Source organism: Nocardia uniformis NBRC 13702, from assembly GCF_001613345.1.
Classification (GTDB): Bacteria; Actinomycetota; Actinomycetes; order Mycobacteriales; family Mycobacteriaceae; genus Nocardia; species Nocardia uniformis.
Map to the genome: position 1 here is coordinate 22424 of NZ_BDCE01000059.1, position 19787 is coordinate 42210.

Below are 19787 nucleotides of genomic sequence, written 5' to 3' on the forward strand. Positions count from 1 at the left end.
CGATCGCCGCCGCTCACAGAAGCGTGAGGTCGAATGGGCCGTGTACCGGGTAGTGGGTCTCGGCGAGGGTGGCCTCGGACATCAGGTGTGTCGACAGCGTGCCGCCGTCATAGTCGACACCGTCGTGCGCATACGCGCTGTCGAACGCACTGCCGTCGCGGACGAACAGGGCGGAGTGGGCAGCACCGCTATCCGAGGTATCCGCAATGGGTTTCGCGGGATTCGTCGGGGCCGCGGGCTTGATCGGTGCCGGTTGCGTCATGGTCGGCATCGGCTCGATAGTCGGCTGGGTGGGTGCCATCGTCGGAACGGTCGCGTCCGGGACGGTCACGTCCGGGGTGGTCAGACCCGGGGTGGAGTAGTTGTCGGGGATGCTGGCGGTCGGCAGTGCCGGCTTGCTCACCGTCGGCACCGGTGTGGAGCCCGTATCGATATCGTCCGGCACCGTCGGGGTGGTGCCGATATCGGGACCGTCGGCGGTCGGGACCGGGGCCACGGTGCTGGCGGGTAGATCCGGCGTGGTCGCCGGGGTATCCACGCCCGGGGTCGTCGGCGCGGTGGTCGCACCGGGGACCTTGGTGGTGGCCGGGTCGGTCGCACCCGGCAGCTTGGTGACCGGATCGGTCGCACCCGGGAGTTTGGTGGTGGCCGGATCGGTGACACCGGGGATCTTGGTCGGTATCGCCGGGGCGGTCGTCAAGCCCGCACCCGTATCGGGCTTATCGGGTGTACTGACCGGCGGCACGGTGGGTTGTGTGCCGGTAACCGGTGTCGGCTGGGCGATCACGGTCTCCGAAGGCTGCTGTGTGGGAACAGTTTCGGTGGGCCGGTCGAACAGTGCCGGGGTGGCGACGGCGGGCGCGGTCAGCGGAGACTGTCCGGCCGGGGCGGCCCACACATTGGCCATCGGGGTGGTCGCGACATCGGGCTGGATGGTGGTCTGCAACGGGGTGGCGACCACCGGCTGGGCGACAGCGACCGGAGCTACCGGGGCGGGCGCTACGGGAACCGGAACGACCGGGGCCGGAGCCACTGCGGCCGGAGCAACTGGAGCCGGAGCTACCGGAGCCGGAGCTACCGGAGCCGGAGCGAAGGGAGCCGCGGCGGGCGCGACAGCGGGAGCGACGGGAGCTATCGGCGCGGCGGCCGGAGCCACCGCGGCAGGAGCAGCGGGTGCGGCACCGGTCGGGGCCGAATTCGGCACCGCCGCAGGAGAATTCGCGGAGCCCTGCCCACCGGTGGCGCGCAGTCCGGACATTCCACCGGTTGCCGACTGATCGACCGCGCCGGACCCTTGGATCTTGGCAGGGTCCGCCAACGCGTCCTTGGCCGACTGATTGAACCGGTCGAACTGACCACCGACATCGCCGACACCGATCTCGACCTTCAAATGCGAGTCCACCCACACACCGTCGAGTCCGACGTGTACCGACAGTCCGGAATCGGTGCTGACGAACAGACCGAAACCATCCTCGCCGACACCGTCGAAAACGTTTGAATTCAAAGGGCTTCCGGGTGTGGCCTGCGCCTGCGCGAGCCCCATGCCGTTCATCCCCGGCAGCTGCAGTCCATCAGCGCCAGGCATTTTCAAGAACTGACCGAACTGCTGGCCCCAATCGCCTTGCGAGTCATCGAAACCCAGACCGGCGCCGGGGTTGAACCCACCGGGCTGGCTCAGTCCCGCGGACGGATCGAAAACACCGCCGGGCTGCTGTCCCAATCCCGCGGACGGGTCGAAGGCGCCGGGCTGCTGTCCCAATCCCGCGGACGGGTCGAAGGCGCCGGGCTGCTGTCCCAAACCCTCGGAGGGGTCGTGGGCGCCGGGCGCACCCACGCCCGAGGAGGGGTCATAGCTGGGATTTCCCAACCCGGCTGACGGGTCGTAGCCGCTGGGACGCTCCAGACCGGCGGACGGGTCCCACCCGGTGGTCGGATTACCGGCCGATTGGTTGTAGCCCGGCATGGTGGACATACTCGCGGCGCCGAATTCGGCTGGGAAGAGGTCCGCATCGCTGCCGAGCTGCTCGGCGATCGGTGATACCTCCGGTCCCCCACCGAGGATCGGGGGTACCGAATAGAAGTCGAGTTCCGGGAAGGTGACCACGGGGCTCGGGGCGTCCGGCTGCGGATCGTTCGGCTGCGCCCACCCGACATTGCGGCTGTCGTGGGCGTCGCTGTTCGGCAGTCCCGAGGTGCCGTTGGCGGCGACGAGTGCGCCGCCGGTGACGTACGCGCCGGCCCTGGCTACCCGGGAGACTCCGGTGGCGACGCGGTACGCGGTGTCCGCATCCTCGGCCGGACCGGACTCATCGTCGCCGAGGGGCAGATCACGCGTCATGCAGTAGCTCCGCTCTGGGGTGTTCGACGGCTACCCGCGGCGCAGTCGAAATTCGGATCGTTTCACACCTTATTTCCCGAAATCGGGCCTGTCACATCCTCCAGGTCATGAGAGGTGTGCCCAGTGGTGCAACGAATAGCTTGTCATCCGGCCTATCCGGACGCCAAGCCCCAGATTTCACCCGCAAGCGAACCGCACGACTGTTCAAAACAACGGCGTCCGCCCCGGAAAATCCGGAGCGGGCACCCTAACATCGCACCCGCCCCGAGCGCAGCAGAGTAATTTCAGCGCCTCCCGAGCACCGGGCCCGCGGGCATCGGACGGCCGCAAGCACACGACGTCCCCACGACCTCCTCGCACGGCGACCACATCACCATGGACCGCTCCTCGATCCGGACACCGCCTCGTCGCTCACAATGGGTGAGGCCCCTCCACCCGGTGCTTCGACCACCCCTTTTCCGCGCAGCACCGATCGTGAGCGACAACGGCTGTTCACCCGCCGCTGTGGCCAACCCTTTCCGCGCGGGTACCGATCATGAGCGACGACACCCCTCCGCCCGGTGCTGGCACCGACCCCTTCGCGTGCAGCACCGATCGTGAGCGACGACGACTGTTCACCCGCCGCTGTGGCCAACCCTTTCCGCGCGGGTACCGATCATGAGTGACGACGACTGTTCGCCTGGACCTGATGGCGGCCAACCCCTTCGGCATGGTCCCCCGACATCAGACAGCGGGGCACACCGCTCCTCCCCTTTCCATGCCTGTGCCCCGCTGCCGCAGGCAGCGGGGCACGAGAAACCGCAGAGTCCGCCGAACCCCTACTTCTTCTTGCTGTCCGACGACTCCGTCGTAGACAGCGCCGCCACGAAGGCCTCCTGCGGCACCTCGACCCGGCCGATGGTCTTCATGCGCTTCTTGCCTTCCTTCTGCTTCTCCAGCAGCTTGCGCTTACGCGAGATATCGCCGCCGTAGCACTTGGCGAGCACGTCCTTGCGGATGGCGCGGATATTCTCGCGGGCAATGACCTTCGATCCGATGGCGGCCTGGATGGGCACCTCGAACTGCTGACGCGGGATGAGCTCGCGCAGTTTGGTGGTCATCTTGTGGCCGTACGCCTGCGCGGCGTCCTTGTGCACAATGGCCGAGAACGCGTCGACAGCCTCGCCCTGCAGCAGGATATCGACCTTGACCAACGCGGCCGACTGCTCGCCGACCTCCTCGTAGTCCAGCGAGGCGTAACCGCGGGTGCGCGACTTCAGCGAATCGAAGAAGTCGAAGATGATCTCCGCCATGGGCAGCGTGTAGCGCATCTCCACCCGGGTCTCGGACAGGTAGTCCATCCCGAGCAGCTCACCGCGACGGGCCTGGCACAGCTCCATAATCGTGCCGATGAATTCGCTCGGCGCGATGACGGTGCACTTGGTCACCGGCTCGTAGATCTCGCGGACCTTACCTTCGGGCCAGTACGAGGGGTTGGTGACGACGTGCTCGGTGCCGTCCTCCATGACCACGCGGTAGATCACGTTGGGCGCCGTGGAGATCAGGTCCAGGCCGAACTCGCGTTCCAGGCGCTCGCGGGTGATCTCCATATGCAGCAGCCCGAGGAAGCCGAGGCGGAAGCCGAAGCCCAGCGCCACCGAGGTTTCCGGTACATAGGTGAGCGCGGCATCGTTGAGCTGCAACTTGTCCAGGGCGTCACGCAGGTTCGGGTAGTCCGAACCGTCCACCGGGTACAGGCCCGAGTAGACCATCGGCCGCGGCTCGCGGTACCCGGTCAGCGCCTGGGCCGCACCGTCGCGGGCACTGGTGATGGTGTCACCGACCTTGGACTGACGAACGTCCTTCACACCGGTGATGAGGTAGCCGACCTCGCCGACGCCCAGGCCCTGTGTGGCCTTGGGTTCGGGCGATACGATGCCGATCTCCAGCAGGTCGTGGGTCGCGCCGGTCGACATCATCTTGATCTTCTGGCGCGGAGTCAGCTTGCCGTCCACCACACGCACATAGGTGACGACGCCGCGGTAGGTGTCGTAGACCGAGTCGAAGATCATGGCGCGGGCGGGCGCATCGGCCTCGCCGACCGGCGGCGGGACCAACCGGACCGCCTCGTCGAGCAGCGCGGACACGCCGACACCGGTCTTTCCGGAGACACGCAGAACATCCTCGGGCTCGCAGCCCACGATGTGGGCGAGCTCGGCGGCGTAGCGGTCCGGGTCGGCGGCCGGCAGATCGATCTTGTTCAGGACCGGAATGATGGTCAGGTCCTTATCCATCGCCAGGTAGAGATTGGCGAGGGTCTGCGCCTCGATGCCCTGCGCGGCGTCGACCAGCAGGATCGCGCCCTCACACGCCTCCAGCGCACGCGAGACCTCGTAGGTGAAGTCCACGTGGCCCGGGGTGTCGATGAGGTGCAGGACGAATTCCTCACCATCGACCACCCAGGGCAGTCGCACGTTCTGGGCCTTGATGGTGATACCGCGCTCACGCTCGATATCCATGCGGTCCAGGTACTGAGCGCGCATCGCGCGCTCCTCCACGACACCGGTGAGTTGCAGCATGCGGTCGGCCAGGGTCGATTTCCCGTGGTCGATATGCGCGATGATGCAGAAGTTCCGGATCCGCGCGGGATCGGTGAACGTCGTATCGGCGAAGCTGCTAATCGGAGGACTCCTAGGCATGGCGAAACAGCGGCATGTCGCATGGAAGTCTACGGGGAGGCGATGACGCGGATCGCCCCCGCCGGGCACGTGTGCTGAACGCCGTTCAGCAGCAGGCGAATCCGCCCGGGTGAGAAGTGGGCCCGCCCCGGTTAAGGTGGCGGCATGGCGGGCACTTGGAACGCTCTCGGGAAACAGTTGGGCCTGATCGCTAAGGAACAGGGTTCCCAACTGGTCAGGCAGCAGGGGCCGAGGTTGATCGGGCGGGTACAGCAGTCGGCGATGTGGACGCGCACGCTCAAGGCGATGGGCTCCGAGAAGAAGGGGCCGGGTGTCGCGGTGCGGCCCACGGCGTCGGCGGGTGTGCCGACGGGTGAGCGCTCGCGGCAGGTTGTGTACAGCCCGCAGTTGGACGGGCGTGCCGATCCAGGTGAGGTCGTGTGGACCTGGGTGCCCTACGAGGAAGACCCCAACAATGGCAAGGACCGGCCGGTCCTGGTCGTCGGCCGCGAGCGCGGAACGCTGCTCGGCCTGATGCTCTCCTCCAATGAGGAACGCGCCCACGACTCGAACTGGGTGGGTATCGGCCCGGGCCCGTGGGATCACGCCGGTCGATCCAGCTGGGTTCGCCTCGACCGGGTCCTCGACGTCCCGGAGGCAGGCATCCGCCGCGAGGGCGCGATCCTCGCCCGCAAAACCTTCGACCTGGTCGCACACCGCCTGGTCGCCGAATACCACTGGCACTGAACGAACTCTGCAAATCCCGTGCCCCGTTCCTGACGAAACGGGGCACGGCAGGGAGTTCGGGGGCCGCGCCACTCCCCTGACCCCAGCACGACGGAGGATCGGGGCCACGCCACCGCCCCTGGCCCACGCACGACGGAGAATCAGGACCACGCCACCGCCCCTGGCCGGAGCACGGCGGTGAATCAGGGGTGTCCGCTGGCGCGGGCGCGGCTCGCACAAACCTCTATTCACGACCGTGCCCCGTTCCGGAACGGAACGGGGCACGGGAACTACAAGAGTTTCAGCTCACCATGGTCCTGGAACGTCCGAAGATCAGGCTGTACATGAACGCGCCCAGTACGCCGCCGAGCAGCGGGAACACAATGAACACCCACAACTGGGCGGGCGCTCCATCCTGATAGAAGGCGACCGCGGTACTCCGCGCCGGATTCACCGAGGTGTTGTCGATCGGGATCGAGATCAGGTGGATCACCGCGAGGGTGATGCCGATGGACAGACCAGCCAACGGGATATCGGAGAGTTGGTCTGTGGAGGCCAGGACCACGAAGACCAGCAGCGCGGTCAGGATGATTTCAACCGTGATGGCCGCCGCCAGGCCGTAGCCGTTGAGTGTGATGCCCGCGATCTCGGTGGCGGACGGGCTGTGCTCACCCCAGCCGTTGGCGCCCAGACCATCCTTGGCTCGGTCGTAGACCGGCAGGTTCTGCGCGACGGCGTAGATCACCGCACCCGCGATGAGACCGCCGACAATCTGTACCAGCATGTACGCCCCGGCCACACCGGCCGAGACTCGCCCGAGCAGATACTGTCCGATGGTGACGGCCGGATTCACATGGCAGCCGGAGATCGGTCCGATGGCGTAGACCAGGAACAACAGGGTGAAACCGAAGGCCAGCGCCACACCCAGCGCCCCCACCCGGCTACCAGCGATGACCGCGGTGCCGACACCACCGAGCACCAGCACGAATGTGCCGAAAGCCTCGGCGAAGAGCTTGCGCCCGAGCGATACGTCCTCGTACTCCGTTAGATCCTCGACGACTTCCTGCGCTGTGGGAGACATCAGCCACCTTCCGGGATCGTCCCCGCTCTGAGCGCGGAGAACACCTGTGTCCTGCTGACTTACGCCTTACGCGAGGCGGGTGATCTCCACCACGACCTCGAGACCGGTCGAACCACTCCCGCTGAAGATACCTTTGAGGGGTGGCACATCCGCGTAATCACGGCCCACTCCGACTGACACGTGTTGCTCCGTGACGGGAATATCGTTGGTCGGGTCGTAGCCCCACCACTGCCCGGTCCAGGCCTCCACCCAGGCGTGCATCTGCCCCGCGACAGTGCGCCCCACCTCTGCCTCCGGATCCGGATGCAGATACCCGGAGACGTAACGACAGGGAATTCCCATGCCGCGCAACAGCAGCAGGCTCAGGTGCGCGTAGTCCTGGCACACCCCGCGACGTTCGGCGAAGGCCTCCGGTGCGGAAGTGTGCACATCGGTGGTTCCGGGCAGGTAGTTCATCTCCCGATGCACCCATTCGGCCGCGCGCACAACGGCTTTGGCGGGCGGCATCCCACGGGTGAGCTGCCGCGCCACCCCGGCGAGTCGGCGGTCACGCGGCACGTAGTCGGTAGCCGCGAGCAATTCGTCGAAGCGGTCGGTGACCGGCGTGTCGCGCAACTGCTCCCACGACAGTTCCTCGGCCGGACCGGCGAACGGCTCGGTCTCCACCACCGACGAGCCGGTGACCTCCAATTCGGTGTGCGGCGCGTTCAGATCGAAGGCCGTGACCGTGGTGCCCCAGTAGTCGACGTATCGGTAGGAGCGGGTGGACGGCACCGTCTCCACCCGATTGAGGATCACATTCTGCCGACTGTCGGCGCGCGGGGTGAGCCGGGCCTCGTTGAACGACCGGGAGACCGGTACCTGGTACGCATATCCGGTGGTGTGCACCACCCGCATCCGCCAACTCATACTCACACCGCTTCCTCGACCAGTCCATTGCGGTGCCCGTGCAGGCCCGTCCACGCCACCCACGACTCGGCGTGGAAGTACTGCAGCGCCACGGCTTCTCCGACATCGCGGCAGGTCTCCTGCAACCACACCAGCCGATGCGGCAGGTCTTCCAGCAGCACGCCCGACGGCAGGAACTCCAGTTCGCTGCGGGCGCGGCCGAGTAGTCGATGCGCCTCGTACCGTGCGGCGAAGCGGCTGCTGGGTCGCTGATCCAGTTCCTCCAAGCAGGTTTCGGCCACCCGCAGCGAATGGAAGACCGAACGCGGGAAAAGCCGGTCCAGCAGAATGAATTCCGCGATGAGGGTGGCGTCCTGTACACCACGGTGGGTGCGCAGGTACGGATCGTGTGCGCCCACCGATCGAAGTACCGTCACCCAGGCCGGTGAGGAAGTGCGGTCTCCGGCACGGGAAAGCAGCAGGCGCACAGTCATATCCACGCGTTCGATGGAACGGCCCAAGAGTAGGAAGCGGTAGCCGTCGTCACGGCTGAGGGTGGAGTCCGATAAACCGGCGAACATGGCGGCACGGTCGGTGATGTAGTGACAGAACTCGTGTGGGCCGAGGGCACGCGCTGCCCGTTCGGCGGCGGACAGCCCGTTGTAGGTGGCATTGAGGCACTCCCACATTTCAGTCGAAGTGACTTCCCTTGCACCACGGGCATTTTCGCGGGCCCGGGCAACGGAATCGACAATCGAACCGTCCCGATCGCGACTGAAGGCGACCAATTCGGTCACCGACCACACGTCGAGTTCGTACTCTGGCGATTCTATTCCCAAGACCCGCAACAGAACTCGCGATGTTCGGTCCGGGTCGACCGTCGCATCCTCGAGGAGTTGATGGACCGCAACATCGAGAATGCGCGCGGTGTACTCCGCGCGCTCGACGTAACGGCCGATCCAGTACAGGGATTCGGCATTGCGCGCCAACATGGTTCCGAACCCACCTCACATATTCGGTAGCGGCCTGCCCGTATCGGGTTGCGGCCTGTGGGGACGGTGCGCGGCCCGCGGCGCTGGGGACGGGCGCATCCGCTGTGCTTGTTGTTGCTGCTGTTGTTGATTGCGGCCGTGGGCGTTATCGGGGGACTGGTCACGATCGCGGTCGATGCTCAGTTCGCCCACCAATTCGGTGCCCGCCAGTTCGCGCTGCTCGACGGAGGTGCGCGGGGCCAGCACCCAGGTGTCCTTACTGCCGCCACCCTGGCTGGAATTCACCACCAGTGAACCGTCAGGGAGCGCCACCCGGGTCAAACCGCCCGGCAGCACCCAGATGTCGTCGCCGTCATTGACCGCGAACGGGCGCAGATCCACATGCCGGGGCAGCAGTTGATTGCCGATCTTGGCGGGGACGGTGGACAACTGCACCACCGGTTGCGCGATCCAGCCGCGCGGATTGGCGCGGATCTTGCGCCGGGCCGACTCCAATTCCTTCGCGGTCGCGTCGGGTCCGATGACTATGCCGTAACCACCGGACCCCTCAACGGGTTTCACCACCAGTTCGGCGATCCGGTCGAGTACATAGTCGCGTTCATCGGTCTCCCAGCAGCGGAAACTGTCCACATTGGGCAGTACCGGCTTCTCACCCAGGTAGTACTCGATGCAGGCGGGCACATAGGTGTAGATGAGCTTGTCGTCACCGACACCATTGCCGACGGCATTGGCCAGCACCACGGTTCCGGCGCGGGCGGCATTGAGAATGCCCGCGACCCCGAGCATGGAGTCGGGACGGAACTGCATGGGATCGAGGAAGGTGTCGTCGATACGGCGGTAGATGACATCGACCTGCCGCTCCCCCGCCGTGGTGCGCATGTAGACGACATTGTCGCGACAGAACAGGTCGCGGCCCTCCACCAGTTCCACGCCCATCTGCCGGGCCAGCAGGGAGTGCTCGAAGTAGGCGGAATTGTGTACGCCGGGGGTGAGCACCACCACGGTCGGGTCGGCCTCATTGGGCGCGGCCGCGGCGCACAGCGCCCGCATCAGGTGGGTCGGGTAGTCACCGACCGCGCGTACGCGGTGCGAGGCGAAGAGGTCCGGGAAGACGCACGCCATGGTGCGGCGGTTCTCCACCACGTAGGACACCCCGGACGGGGAGCGCAGATTGTCTTCCAGGACCCGGAATTCACCGCGTTCATCGCGAATCAGATCGATTCCGGCGACGTGGATACGGACCCCATTGGGCGGCACCAGCCCGGCGGCCTCCCGGTGGAAGTGCTGACAGGAGGTGACAAGGCGTTTCGGGACCACCCGGTCGCGCAGGATCATCTGGTCGCCGTAGACATCGGCGAGGAATGCCTCCAGGGCCCGCACCCGCTGTTTGATCCCACGTTCGAGTTTGGTCCATTCGGTGGCGGCGATCACCCGCGGCACCAGGTCGAGCGGGAACGGCCGCTCCTGCCCGGACAGCGAGAAGGTGATGCCCTGGTCGATAAAGGCGCGGGCCAGTGCCTCGGCGCGTCCGGCCAGGTCGGCAACGTCTATGGAGGCGAGCGCGGCGTGCACGCCGCGGTAGGGGGTGCGCACCCGGCCGCCCACATCGAACATTTCGTCGTAGGCCAGGTCGTAGCGGCCCGGCCGATAGTCGGCGAATACCCCCACCACGGCATTGTCGATCGCGGCACGGCCGATCGGGGGAGCGGCCGCGGCCGAACGTCCGGCTGCGGCGGGGGTCATGCCAAAATGGTCCATCACGCGGGGGCAACACACAGGTCGACCCAGGTAAATTTCTTGCATCAGCCGTAAATGTGACTATCACGGAGCGATAGCCGAGTCCGGGCCGATTTCATTCCGCGGTGGCCCGCCTGGTAACCTCGTTCGTCGGTGCTGCGCTACACGATGTGGTGCGCGCCCGCAGACTTTCTATCCCGAGTAAAACCACCAAACGAAGGAACACGAGGAAACAGGCGTGGCCAACATCAAGTCCCAGATGAAGCGGATCCGTACCAACGAGGCGGCGCGTCAGCGCAACCAGTCGGTCAAGTCCGCGCTGCGCACCTCGATCCGCAAGTTCCGCGAGGCCGCTGCGGCCGGCGAGAAGGATCAGGCGCAGGAGCTGATGCGCACGGCGAGCAAGAGCCTCGACGTGGCTGCCTCGAAGGGCGTTATCCACGCCAACCAGGCCGCCAACAAGAAGTCGGCGCTGTCGCTGGCTTTCAACAAGCTCGGCTGATTCACCCCGGCGTTCCGCCGGACAAGCTTTACGCAGCCGCCGTGGCCACGATGACCACGGCGGCCTTTGCTGTATCTGTGCCCCGGAACGGGTGTCCTGCGAGCAGGGAGTGTTCTCTCGGGGTTCGCACCGACGTGGCGGAATTGCGCCGGAATTTGTCGGTGGGGTCTGCGAGGGTGGCTGGGTGACGAGTGTGTCTGAGCCGTTCCAGATCCGAATTGATGTCCGGATCTCCGATATCGACCCGCAGTTGCATGTCACCAGTGCCGCATATCAGCAGTTCGCTGATCATTCACGGTACGAATGTGTGCAGGCCGCCGGAGTTTCGGTGGATGAGCTGCTGCGGGACGGGTTGGGGCCGGTGAACCTCGAGGCGGTCATCAAGTACCACCGGGAGCTGCGAGTCGGTGACTATGTGACGGTCACCTGTGCGTGGGTGTGGGGGGCGGGCAAGACGTATCGCGTGGAGAACACGCTACGTCGCGCCGATGGCGAGTTGGCGGCGACCTTGAGCTATGTGTGCGGACTGCTGGACTTGAAGCAGCGCAAGCTGATTGCGAATCCGGCCGCCGAATGGGCCGCGCGCGCTACGGATCCGACGGTACTCGGCTTGGAGTGTGCCCCGGAAGGGGTCTCAGTGGCTAGCCAGCCGCCCTGCGCGTAGTGCCCTCGTCATTCCGGCGTGCTCGTGGCCGGAATCCACGCCGGAGAACACGCGCCGCACAGTGGGATCCATTCCGAGAAGCGCGCCGGGATAACGGGACGGTTCGATCACCAAATGTGCGGTACTTCCGATAACCGGCCTGGTCAGCCCTGTGCGCGTAGATCCAGAATGCGCGAGAGGGCGTGCTCCAGGGCGTAATTGGTATCGGCCGCCCCGCCCTTGACGTCGCCATTGAGGCCCGCGACAACCTGGAGGGCCTGGCCGATGGTGCCGGGGTTCCAGCCGCGGGCTTGTGCCTGGGCCTTCTTCACCTTCCAGGGGGGCATGCCGAGTTCGGGGGCGAGTTTGAACGGGTCGCCGCGGCCCGCGGAGCCGACACGGGCGATGGTGTGGACCGAATCGGCGAGGGCATCGGCGAGCAGGACGGCGGGGACGCCGCGATCGGTGGCCCAGCGCAGTGCCTCCATGGCGGCGGGGCGGTCGCCGGTGACCGCGAGTTCGGCGACATCGAAGCCGGAGACCTCGGCTTTGCCGGAGTAGTAGCGCCGCACCGCCGCGACATCGACCTTGCCGCCGGTATCGGCCACCAATTGCGAACAGGCGGCAGCCAATTCCCGCAGCTCCGAGCCGACCGCCTCGAGCATTGTCTGCACGACATCGGCGGGCGGTCGCACCCCGGCGGCCCGGAATTCATTGCGGACGAACTCGGCCTTCTCATTGCTCTTGAGCTTGGCGCAATTGTGTACCTGCGCGCCCAGCTTCTGCAGCGCCGGTGCGAGGGCCTTGGCTCGACCGCCTCCGGAGTGCACCACCATCAGCACCACCCCGTCGGGCAGTGCGGTAGCGGCCTCAGTAACCACCGCGACCGCATCCTTACCCGCCTCGGCGGCGGACTCCAGAATGATCACGCGATCCTCGGCGAACAGCGACGGACTCAACATCTCCGCCAGCTCGGCGGTACTCGCATCACCGGCCCGCATTCGATCCACGGGCATGGAATCCGCATTATCGGAGACGGCGCGCGCCTGCGCCGTAATAGCGGCGATAGCCCGCTCGATCAACAGTTCTTCTTCACCGAGCACGAGATGCAGGGGCGCGGGGCGTTCGGTCACGCTGCCGATCCTACGAGTTCGAGCCGACAAGGTTGGCACCCGTCACGCGAGACACTCGAATGTCGCGATCTGGAGGCCGGTTCCGCGATTCGGCACGGCTTACCCAGCACTAAGTGCCTGGCCAGAAGTTCTCCACGTAACAGCCCTCGTCACACCCCTCGGCGGTCCGCCATGAAAGGTGCCGTACTTGCGACACCACGCTCAATTGCGCTGTGCCACGCGATGAGCCCAGGCACGTTGCCGCAGTGGCAGGCAGGTCGCGTCGGTGGCAGGGCAGATGTTTCCGTCGCGGTGTTTGCTCCGTCGAGAGCACCGCTGACCCCCGTCCTCGCCGATCAGCGTGCCCGTCCAGTTGCCTGCTCGGACTCGACTACCGAAATTGTCCGTGCGATGTCGCCGACCCCCGTCATCCCCGGCGTGCTTCGGCCGGGACCACTACTGATCAGAGGTGGATTCCGGCCAAAAGCATGCCGGAATGACGAGAGGGCGGGGGACACTACGCATTCAAGCTCAGTAGCTGCCCGCAGCTGTCCGCTCGGATTCATGGGGGCTGATCACCCGGACTCGCGAAGCCGCCGCCCGGCCGATCACCCGGAGTCACGGGCCCTGCTGCCCGGCTGTCCGGTCGGACGCACGGGGCTGCCGTCTCGGCGCGGGGCGACTACGCAGCGCGATGATCAGGATGGCGCAGACGACCGCGACGATCAGGCCGGAGCCGAGACCGCTGGGCAGGGCGACCGAGGCGCCCAGGGCGGCGGCGCGGGCGGACACTGTGAGCAACCACCACAGGGGTGGGCCGGTGCAGAACAGGACCAGATGGGCGAGCGGGGTCCAGATGCAGGACAGCACTGCGCCGAGTGCCCCGATCACGGTGATGGGCGCGACCACCGGTTCCACCAGGACATTGACGACTATGGCGATAAAACTGAAATGTCCGGTAAGGCCGATGATCACCGGGGCGGTGACGACGAAGGCGGCGGTCGATACGGAGAGGGCATCGGCTGGGGCGCGCCAGAAGCCGTGCGACTGAAGCCAACTCGACCACCCCGGCGCGAGCAGGATGAGACCCGCGGTGGCAAGCACGGACAGTGCGAAACCGGCATCCACCGCCAAGGCCGGAGACCACGCGAGTAAGGCGATGACGGCGGTACACAGAGCGGGTAATGCCGTTTTGCGCCGACCGGTACATAGTGCGAGAAGAGCGACCGCACCCATGACCGCGGCCCGCAGCACACTCGGTGTCGGGCGGGCCAGAATGACGAACATGATCAGGACGAGCCCGGCCGCCACGGCGGCGATTCGGGGATCCACGGTGAGCGCGCGCATCGAAAGCAGCACCGCGCCGAGAAGAATCGTGATGTTCGCGCCGCTGACAGCCGTGAGATGAGTGAGGTGGGTTTCGCGGAAGTTCGCGCGAACATGATCCGGCAGCCGCGAAGTGTCGCCGATGACCAGGCCGGGCAGTAGGCCCGCGGCATCCGGCGACAGCACGCGCTGCGCCGCCTCGGCGAAATCGGCCCGCACCGAACCCGCGATGCGCTGCCACCAGGGCGGCGGCCCGATCGAAGCCGGTGATCCCTGTGCCCGCAGGACCGCCACGGTCAGGTCCGATCGCCACGGACGGTCCACCCTGGCCCGAAACGTCACCGGCTGACCGGGCAGCAGCTGCGACCACCCCGCCCCGTGCGCCAGCACCAGCACCGCGCCACCCGCCCGAACATTATCCGCCCCGTACCGGTACTCCACGAGTTCGGATCGCATCATCCACTGCTGTCCCCGAAATGATTTGGTGGGCAGTGCTTTCGGATCATCCACCGGGACCACCCGCACCCACACGTGAGTCCCACGGTCCAGACCGCGCAGTGGATGCGCGTCCACCCGATGCTGCTGCCAGGCGGCGGCCGCCGCGAACCCCGCGCCGATCAACATGGCGGCCAAGGCCACCAACGCGGCCCGCCGCCCCTGCGCGTTCCCTACCAGCCTGCCCCGAACAGCCCCCGCGGGCCTCCCCAGCGCGTTCTCAACCAGCCCGCCCCGCGCAGCTCCCTCGAGCCTCCCCAGCGCAGCCCGATCAGGACTCCCCCACGCATTCCCAACCGGCCTCCCCTGCGCAGCTCCTTCTGACGTCCCCCGCACATTCCCGACCGGCCTGCCCCGCGAATCCCCCTCGGGCCTCCTCCCTGTCTCGCCGTCCGGGCTGACACCCGCTCCCCCATCCGGCCGCCCCCGAACCATCAAGGCCCACAGCACGAGAGCCCCCGTCATGAATACGGCGGCCAGCAGTGCACCCGCTCGGGAGCCGATTGTGATCGCCACAATCGTTGCGCCCCAACAGCACAGCGCCGGGGTTACCAGTCGCGCGTCCAGCGTCTCCTGCACCCGGGTCGGTTCCCGGTCACCGGAAGCCGAGTTCGCACCGCGCGGGTTCCCGGTAGCGGTGCTCATATCGTCACCAGCACGCGGAGTTTGGCGAGGCGAGCCGGTCCGATCCCATCGATATCAGCGAGTTGATCGATGGAGGTGAACCGGCCGTGCTGCGTCCGCCAGCCGAGAATGGCGCGAGCCGTAACCGGTCCGACGCCGGGAAGAGCTTCGAGGTCGGCCTCGGTAGCGGTATTGAGGTCGACTTTCTTCGCGACACCGGACGGCTGCGACGTACCCGATGCGGCCGCGCCGGTGGGCGATGGCGGTGCGGCACCCACGATCGTGCTGCCGACCTGGGATACGTCGGGACGGGGACCGGTCTTTCCGATGACGATCTGATCCCCGTCGGCCAGATGCTGCGCAAGGTTCAATCCGGACAGGTCGGCGTCGGCCCGAGGAGACGCCGCGGTCAGCGCGTCCGCGACCCGTGCCCCGGCCGGAAACCGCAGCAGCCCACCACGTTCGACCATGCCGATGACACTGACAACGAGCTCACTGGCGGCCGGATGCCCATTGATACCGGTGGGACCACCCGAAGGATCCCGGCTGCCCGGCGGCGCGGCCACGGTCGACGGCGCACCACCCTCCGGATTCGCCGATCCGGGCGCCGCGGTCAACTGGCCCGGCTCGGCGGTCGACAGCGCTTCGGTACGCACCGCGGCGATCGACGGCACCGCCTGCGCCACCGGCCTTTCCCGCAGCGACACCACCCCGGCCACCAACACCACCGTCAATCCCACCCCGGCAAGCACCAACGCTCCCCGATGCCCCGGATCCCACCGAGTCCCCCGGACCCGCTGCGGCACCAGACGCTCGTGCCACGCCGCCATCCCGCCACCCGGCTCGCCTACCCATGCTGGAGAACCAGCTCCCTGCCCGTATGCCCCTTCGCGTGCCGCGGGCCGTTCCGGAGGGTCGAGTGCGTCGTCATCCCAATGCCCGGCATGCGGCGGGCCCGGAACGAGTTCGTCCGGGTCCTGCGGCGGCTCGGGTCCCGTGAGCGAGCCGAGCCGCTGGCGGACCTGCGTATGTTCGTCGATTCGTGGCATAGGCCCACGGTATGGCGGCCCAAATCGCCCTCGATGCCGGTGACCTGGGCTTTCAGAAAGTCTGTGGATAGTTCACGGGTTGTGGACAACCAGCTTCGAACGGCCGTATCTCAGCCGCATCCGCCCGGCACGACCAGGGCGCCGACGGCTCCCATACCGAGGTGCACACCCAGCGTCGGACCGAATTCGCAGACGATCAGCTCACGAATCCCGGGGATGAGATCGCGCAGCTGGCCCGCGATGGTGTTGGCGGCCTCTTCCGCGCCGAGATGCTGCACGGCGACCGCGGCGCCGTCCTCCCCCGCCGCATCAACCGCTGCCGCAACAAGTTTCGTGAACGCCTTGGAGCGGGTGCGCGCCTTCTCGCGAAGTTCGAGACGGCCGTCCACCATCTGCAGGATCGGCTTGGTCACCAATTCGGTGCCGAAAAACGCTGCCGCACTGGATAATCGCCCACCACGACGCAATTGCTCGGTGCGGTTGACCACAATGAACGCGCGACCGCGAACCGAGGCCGCCACGGCCGTGTCGTAGACGACATCCAACTCCGCACCCGAACGGGCACGGCGAGCAGCGGCCAATACCGTCAGTCCGGTACCGACACCGGCACTGAGGGAATCGACCAATAGCACCCGGTGGGCGGCATCCATATCGCGCACCGCCTGCCGTCCGGCCTCCCAGGTGCCGGACAGCTGCCGCGAAAGATGCACGGCCACAACACCATCGCCATCACTGAGCTCCAGGGCCCGCTCGTATGCGGCCCGCAGTTCACCCGGCGACGCCGCCGAGGTGGTCACCGACGACGACGCGTAATCGATCTCGAATTCATCCACGCCCTCGCGGATTTCACGATCGTCCACCAGCACATGCAGTGGCACGGTGACCACACCGAGGTCGGCGACGAGATCCGCGGGCAGACTCGCCGATGAGTCGGTGACAACGACCACGGTCATGCAGTGTGGACCTCGTTGGATGTCACTTCGGACAGCACCTTGACCATGGCGCGCGCCACGGCGCTGTGTGCTTCCCAACCCCAGTGGATGCCATCGGGATTAGCGTCATCGGAGAAGATATTGTCACGCACGGCCGCAGCCAGATCCACCAGCGGCACCTCGTGTTTCGCCGCCCACGCCGTGGTCGCACGCACCTGCGGCTCACGCCCCTTGTGCACCCGGCCGTACGCGTCGCACCTGTGCACCGAGGGCAGCACGGCAACCATCGACAGCTCGGGCCGCAACCCCGCCAGCGCGTTTCGCGACTGCTCCAGGTAGTCGACACTCACCGACGGCGGCAGCGCCACCGGGAATCCGAGGTGAGACAGCTTGGGCTGCAACCAGTTGTACGCATTGCGCACCAGCCGTCGCACGAAAGGCGGGCGGGTATAGCGGATCAGCTCACGCAGCGCGGTCGGCAGCGGCGAGGGCAGCGAATCCATACCGCCGGTCGCGAACACCACGGCCCCGGCGCGCGGCACCGACGCCCACACGCGCGGATCGCCGATCAGTGCCCAGTAGGCGTCCCGGCAGGTCCAACCGATCCGCGCCACCAGTTCCACATCCCAATCCAGCTCGGCCGCAACCAGGTTGGGCCAGATCCGGGGGTGGTCGGCGGCCAGGCCGCCTTTCGGGCCGAAGTAGGACAGCGAATCGGCGATCACCAACAGTACCGGTCGCTCTTTCACCACCGGTTCTAGTTCTGCCTCCGGTTCGGGTTCCGGCTCCTGTTCCGGCGGTGCCGCAGGCCCACCGAAGAGCGTGTCCGGCAAATGCCGGACCCGCTTCACGTCGGACGCCTGCCGCAGCAGCTCGTCGGACACCTGTCGTTCGCCGGGATTCTGAACCGAGTCAGAGGACATCTGGAGCTACTTTCGCCGCCGCATTCCATACATCGAGACGCCAACCGGGCCGGTCGAGGCTGGGACCGTGGCTGCTCAACTGCACCCAACTCGTATTGGCCAGCCCGCCGAACGCAGGCCAGTTCTGGGGCGGCAGGTCGAGCACGGCCGCGGTCAGCGCCGCGATCAGCCCGCCGTGCGCAACCAGGATGATGGTACGACCCGGCCAGTCCGCCCGCTCGGTAAAGAGTTCGTGCACCACCGGCAGGGCGCGCATCCCGACCTGGAGCTTGGATTCGCCGCCGGGCGGAGTCCAATTGGCATCCATTCGCCACGCGACGCGCGCGCCGGGTGCGATGGCGTCGACTTCGATATGAGTCAGGCCCTCCCAATCGCCCAGATTGGTTTCCCGCAGCCGCTCATCGGTCACCACGTCCAGCCCGATGCTGTCACCGACAGCGAGGGCGGTGTCGTGGGCGCGCTTCAAATCCGATGAAACAATATGGACGGCACCACAGCCGGACAATTCGCGTGCGATGTCCTTGGCCTGCCGTCGACCGACTTCACTGAGTTCGGTATCTATCTGGCCCTGCATACGATCCGTGGCGTTCCATTCGGTCTGCCCGTGCCGCAGCAGGACCAACCGACGCACGCCGGCGAGCTTGCTCACTCGTCGTCCCCGACCTCGTTCTCATCGGCCTTCGCCGCGCCATTGACGTTCTGGAGACCGTCCACCGGCACCTGCGGGCAGTCCTTCCACAGCCGATCGAGGCCGTAGAAGTCACGCTCGTCGTTGTGCTGGATGTGCACCACGATGTCGACGTAATCGAGCAGCGCCCAACGCCCTTCGCGGGTGCCTTCCCGACGGACCGGCTTGCGTCCGGCGTCTCGCAGTTTGTCCTCGATATTGTCGACGATCGCGTTGACCTGCCGCTCGTTCGGCGCGGACGCGATCACGAAACAGTCGGTGATTACCAACTGCTCCGAAACGTCCAGCACCAACACATCGGAGGCCAGCTTCTCGTCGGCCGCCCGAGCGGCCACCCGTGCCATCTCCAGTGCCTCGACCGATGCGCTCACCCTGCCACCTTCCCGTTCGCTTCCGGCACATAGAGATGCCGCTTAGATATGTACTGCACGACCCCGTCCGGAACCAGGTACCACACCGGCCGCCCCTCGCTCGCCCGCCGACGACACTCACTGGACGAGATCGCCAGGGCGGGGATCTCGATCATGGTGACCGCGTCGGCAGGGTAGTCACGAAGATGCTCGGCCAGATGATCGATATTCAACTCGAACCCCGGACGGCTCACGCCCACGAATTTCGCCAGCTCGAACAACTCCGACCAATCCTGCCACGTCAGGATGTTCGCGAGTGCGTCAGCACCGGTGATGAAGTAAAGATCCGCGTCGGGATAGTGTTCCCGCAGGTCGCGCAGAGTATCCACGGTATACGTCATCTTCCCGCGATCGATATCCGCCCGACTCACGGAGAATCGCGGATTCGACGCCGTAGCGATAACGGTCATGAGGTACCGATCCTCGGCGGCACTCACCGTCTTCCCCGACTTCTGCCAGGGCACCCCGGTGGGTACGAATACGACCTCATCCAGATCGAACCGATTGGCCACCTCACTGGCGGCAACCAGGTGTCCATGGTGGATGGGATCAAAGGTGCCGCCCATCACCCCCAACTTGCGGCGCCCTGTCGTATGCACGAATGCCGAGCTTACCGGGAGGGTTACCGATATACCTCCGCGCCAGGCACCGATCGCTGCCAGAA

General features: G+C 66.5%; 17 protein-coding genes. 3 read left to right on the top strand and 14 right to left on the bottom strand.

Annotated elements, in window-relative coordinates; genetic code table 11:
- Window positions 1–13 precede the first annotated feature (13 nt).
- Both NU1_RS42305 and lepA read right to left on the bottom strand, forming a co-directional pair.
- Entirely contained in the window at window positions 14–2338 is a 2325-nt protein-coding gene (locus tag NU1_RS42305; protein WP_067523592.1) for a hypothetical protein, read from the bottom strand.
- A gap of 818 nt (window positions 2339–3156) precedes the next feature.
- Window positions 3157–5016: a translation elongation factor 4 gene (gene lepA / locus NU1_RS21370; RefSeq protein WP_067523593.1), complete on the bottom strand. Its 1860-nt coding sequence runs from the start codon at window positions 5014–5016 to the stop codon at window positions 3157–3159.
- 144 nt (window positions 5017–5160) lie between these two features.
- Between lepA and NU1_RS21375 the strand changes: the two genes are divergently transcribed.
- Window positions 5161–5742, top strand: coding sequence for a type II toxin-antitoxin system PemK/MazF family toxin (locus NU1_RS21375; RefSeq protein WP_067523594.1), 582 nt, complete (start codon window positions 5161–5163; stop codon window positions 5740–5742).
- A 280-nt stretch (window positions 5743–6022) separates the two neighbouring features.
- Here NU1_RS21375 and NU1_RS21380 read toward each other — a convergent pair whose 3' ends face one another.
- The 4 genes from NU1_RS21380 to NU1_RS21395 form a co-directional block, all read right to left on the bottom strand.
- The gene (locus NU1_RS21380) at window positions 6023–6802 is read right to left on the bottom strand and encodes an aquaporin (RefSeq protein ID WP_067523595.1); all 780 of its coding nucleotides are present in this window, start codon (window positions 6800–6802) and stop codon (window positions 6023–6025) included.
- Between the two features lie 66 nt (window positions 6803–6868).
- Window positions 6869–7711 carry a transglutaminase family protein gene (locus NU1_RS21385; RefSeq protein ID WP_067523596.1) on the bottom strand — a complete coding sequence of 281 codons (843 nt, stop codon included), beginning with the start codon at window positions 7709–7711 and terminating at the stop codon, window positions 6869–6871.
- A gap of 2 nt (window positions 7712–7713) precedes the next feature.
- A complete protein-coding gene (locus tag NU1_RS21390; protein WP_067523597.1) occupies window positions 7714–8682 on the bottom strand; it encodes an alpha-E domain-containing protein in 969 nt (322 codons plus the stop codon).
- Between the two features lie 15 nt (window positions 8683–8697).
- Complete coding sequence (locus NU1_RS21395; RefSeq protein ID WP_245720240.1) at window positions 8698–10296, bottom strand: circularly permuted type 2 ATP-grasp protein; 1599 nt, start codon at window positions 10294–10296, stop codon at window positions 8698–8700.
- 361 nt (window positions 10297–10657) lie between these two features.
- Between NU1_RS21395 and rpsT the strand changes: the two genes are divergently transcribed.
- Together rpsT and NU1_RS21405 are read left to right on the top strand one after the other, a co-directional pair.
- Window positions 10658–10921 (top strand): 30S ribosomal protein S20, encoded by a 264-nt coding sequence (rpsT, locus tag NU1_RS21400; RefSeq protein ID WP_067523598.1) that lies wholly within the window; start codon window positions 10658–10660, stop codon window positions 10919–10921.
- A gap of 184 nt (window positions 10922–11105) precedes the next feature.
- Window positions 11106–11585: an acyl-CoA thioesterase gene (locus NU1_RS21405; RefSeq protein WP_084521678.1), complete on the top strand. Its 480-nt coding sequence runs from the start codon at window positions 11106–11108 to the stop codon at window positions 11583–11585.
- A 143-nt stretch (window positions 11586–11728) separates the two neighbouring features.
- On the opposite strand, the gene holA is transcribed toward NU1_RS21405, so the two are convergent.
- From holA to nadD, 8 genes are all read right to left on the bottom strand, one after another.
- On the bottom strand, window positions 11729–12697 hold the full coding sequence (gene holA, locus NU1_RS21410; protein ID WP_084521679.1) for a DNA polymerase III subunit delta: 969 nt from the start codon (window positions 12695–12697) through the stop codon (window positions 11729–11731).
- Between the two features lie 597 nt (window positions 12698–13294).
- On the bottom strand, window positions 13295–14626 hold the full coding sequence (locus NU1_RS21415) for a ComEC/Rec2 family competence protein (RefSeq protein ID WP_245720241.1): 1332 nt from the start codon (window positions 14624–14626) through the stop codon (window positions 13295–13297).
- Between the two features lie 512 nt (window positions 14627–15138).
- Window positions 15139–16170 carry a ComEA family DNA-binding protein gene (locus tag NU1_RS21420; RefSeq protein ID WP_084521681.1) on the bottom strand — a complete coding sequence of 344 codons (1032 nt, stop codon included), beginning with the start codon at window positions 16168–16170 and terminating at the stop codon, window positions 15139–15141.
- A gap of 110 nt (window positions 16171–16280) precedes the next feature.
- Window positions 16281–17123, bottom strand: coding sequence for a DegV family protein (locus tag NU1_RS21425; protein WP_067523601.1), 843 nt, complete (start codon window positions 17121–17123; stop codon window positions 16281–16283).
- Window positions 17120–18025 carry a diglucosylglycerate octanoyltransferase gene (octT, locus tag NU1_RS21430; protein WP_245720232.1) on the bottom strand — a complete coding sequence of 302 codons (906 nt, stop codon included), beginning with the start codon at window positions 18023–18025 and terminating at the stop codon, window positions 17120–17122. Before octT ends, NU1_RS21425 begins: the two co-directional genes overlap by 4 nt.
- Window positions 18015–18674: a histidine phosphatase family protein gene (locus NU1_RS21435; RefSeq protein WP_067523602.1), complete on the bottom strand. Its 660-nt coding sequence runs from the start codon at window positions 18672–18674 to the stop codon at window positions 18015–18017. Before NU1_RS21435 ends, octT begins: the two co-directional genes overlap by 11 nt.
- Window positions 18671–19084 carry a ribosome silencing factor gene (gene rsfS / locus NU1_RS21440; protein WP_067523603.1) on the bottom strand — a complete coding sequence of 138 codons (414 nt, stop codon included), beginning with the start codon at window positions 19082–19084 and terminating at the stop codon, window positions 18671–18673. The genes NU1_RS21435 and rsfS overlap by 4 nt, the downstream gene beginning before the upstream one ends.
- Window positions 19081–19722, bottom strand: coding sequence for a nicotinate-nucleotide adenylyltransferase (gene nadD / locus NU1_RS21445; RefSeq protein WP_157552732.1), 642 nt, complete (start codon window positions 19720–19722; stop codon window positions 19081–19083). Before nadD ends, rsfS begins: the two co-directional genes overlap by 4 nt.
- Window positions 19723–19787 lie beyond the last annotated feature (65 nt).

Bases quoted from the DNA above. Each gene is read 5' to 3' on its own strand.
- NU1_RS21375 (WP_067523594.1), top strand. From the start codon at position 5,161: ATGGCGGGCACTTGGAACGCTCTCGGGAAACAGTTGGGCCTGATCGCT.
- NU1_RS21420 (WP_084521681.1), bottom strand. From the start codon at position 16,170: ATGCCACGAATCGACGAACATACGCAGGTCCGCCAGCGGCTCGGCTCG.
- NU1_RS21425 (WP_067523601.1), bottom strand. From the start codon at position 17,123: ATGACCGTGGTCGTTGTCACCGACTCATCGGCGAGTCTGCCCGCGGAT.
- NU1_RS21415 (WP_245720241.1), bottom strand. From the start codon at position 14,626: ATGTTGATCGGCGCGGGGTTCGCGGCGGCCGCCGCCTGGCAGCAGCAT.
- NU1_RS21390 (WP_067523597.1), bottom strand. From the start codon at position 8,682: ATGTTGGCGCGCAATGCCGAATCCCTGTACTGGATCGGCCGTTACGTC.
- NU1_RS21385 (WP_067523596.1), bottom strand. From the start codon at position 7,711: ATGAGTTGGCGGATGCGGGTGGTGCACACCACCGGATATGCGTACCAG.
- octT (WP_245720232.1), bottom strand. From the start codon at position 18,025: ATGTCCTCTGACTCGGTTCAGAATCCCGGCGAACGACAGGTGTCCGAC.
- lepA (WP_067523593.1), bottom strand. From the start codon at position 5,016: ATGCCTAGGAGTCCTCCGATTAGCAGCTTCGCCGATACGACGTTCACC.
- NU1_RS21395 (WP_245720240.1), bottom strand. From the start codon at position 10,296: ATGTTCGATGTGGGCGGCCGGGTGCGCACCCCCTACCGCGGCGTGCAC.
- NU1_RS21380 (WP_067523595.1), bottom strand. From the start codon at position 6,802: ATGTCTCCCACAGCGCAGGAAGTCGTCGAGGATCTAACGGAGTACGAG.
- NU1_RS42305 (WP_067523592.1), bottom strand. From the start codon at position 2,338: ATGACGCGTGATCTGCCCCTCGGCGACGATGAGTCCGGTCCGGCCGAG.